This is a genomic window from Streptomonospora mangrovi (genome assembly GCF_027604915.1).
Classification (GTDB): Bacteria; Actinomycetota; Actinomycetes; order Streptosporangiales; family Streptosporangiaceae; genus Streptomonospora; species Streptomonospora mangrovi.
This window is the reverse complement of record NZ_JAJAQC010000118.1, coordinates 1-1,496: the sequence shown is the minus strand read 5'-3', so window position 1 is coordinate 1,496 and position 1,496 is coordinate 1. Positions and strand designations below refer to the sequence as shown.

The window sequence follows — 1,496 nt, the reverse complement described above, 5'->3', positions numbered from 1 at the left end:
GCGGGGGGGTGCCTCTATGTCTTTGGTCAAGCGAGGCGTGGGGTTCTGGGTTCGTAGAAGGTGCCGTCGCGGAGCATCGCGAACAGCACGTTGATCCGTTGTCGGGCGAGTCGGAGGAGGGCCTGGGTGTGGGTCTTCCCGCGAGCCCGGCATCGGTCGTAGTAGGTGCGCGATGCGGGATCGTGCAGCGCGGCAAACGCTGACAGGAACATCGCGCGCTTCAGCTGCCGGTTGCCGCCTCTGGGCGCGTGTTCGCCGTGGATCGAGGTCCCCGACGACTTGGTCGCCGGGGCAAGGCCGGCGTAGGAGGCCAGGTGGGCAGCGGTGGGGAAGCTGGTGCCGTCGCCGACGGTGACGAGCAAGGTGGCGGCGGTCCTGACCGCGACCCCGGGGATCGAGGTCAGGACCGCGGAAAGAGGGTGAGCCTCCAGCAGATGTCCGATCTGCGCTTCCAGGGCCCGGCGCTGTTCGTGGACGGCCGTGAGCGAACGGGCCAGAGAAGGGATTACGAGGTCGAGGGTGCCGGTGCCCGGGACCACGACGGTCTGGTCGTCGAGCGCATCGAAGACCTCGTCGATCAGCCGCTGGGCCATGCGCGGAGCCTTGGGCCCGATCACCTCAACCAACCTGCGGCGTCCGGCTTTCCGCAGGGCGGCTGGGGAGCCGTAGCGTTCAAGCAGCCAGGTCACGGCGGGGTGGTCCAGGCGCGGGCCCAGGACGCGTTCCAGGCTGGGATGGAACTGGGTGAGCAGGCCGCGTATGCGGTTGGAGGTGCGAGTGGCCTCCGCCGCGAGGTCCTGGTCGAAGCCGACCAGCACCGTCAGCTCGGCGGTGATCTCGTCGGTCAGTTCCAGCGAGCGCAGGGTGTGCGGCATGGTCCGTGCGGCGTCCGCGATCACCGCAGCGTCCTTCGCGTCGGTCTTCGCCTCGCCCGGGTAGAGATCGGCGATCCGCCGCATGGACAGGCCAGGCAGGTAGGCGACCTTGCAGCCGGCGTCCCGGGCGACGGTCAGGGGCAGGGCTCCGATCGAGGCGGGCTGGTCCACGATCACCATTACGGTGCCGAACTTCGCTGCCAGCCTGTCGAAGACGGCCCGCAGCTTCGGCTCGCTGTTGGGCAGCTGCTTGTCGAAGACCTTCTTGCCGGCCGGGGTGAGGCCATGCCCGTGATGGGTGCTCTTGCCGACGTCCAGGCCGAGGAAGACGCCCACGTCGTCGATGTCGTCCAACCCATCCTCCCGAGCAGGGTTCGTGCGGTGCTGGCCAGGGCGTTGGCGTCGTATGCGCGCATCCACGTTATGCAGACCTGTCGCCCACAAGCGGCCGGGCATTGCGCCAGGCCAGGCGGTAGTCGGACCTCTCATCAGCGTCTCCAACGGCGCCTTTCGGGCCCGGTGACACCACCCCCCAGGTCATTGGTTCGACAGGGGGGAACAGTCATGCCGGGCCCGAAGGCCAGCGGCCCTCTTGCAGGACCGCGAAGAAGATAACGGGGG

Annotated in this window: 1 protein-coding gene; it reads right to left on the bottom strand. The window is 68.6% G+C overall.

Features of this window, described 5'->3' with window-relative positions; all coding sequences use genetic code 11:
• Positions 1-26: 26 nt before the first annotated feature.
• The gene (locus LG943_RS27625; RefSeq protein ID WP_270075318.1) at positions 27-1,229 is read right to left on the bottom strand and encodes an IS110 family RNA-guided transposase; all 1,203 of its coding nucleotides are present in this window, start codon (positions 1,227-1,229) and stop codon (positions 27-29) included.
• Between the last annotated feature and the right edge of the window lie 267 nt (positions 1,230-1,496).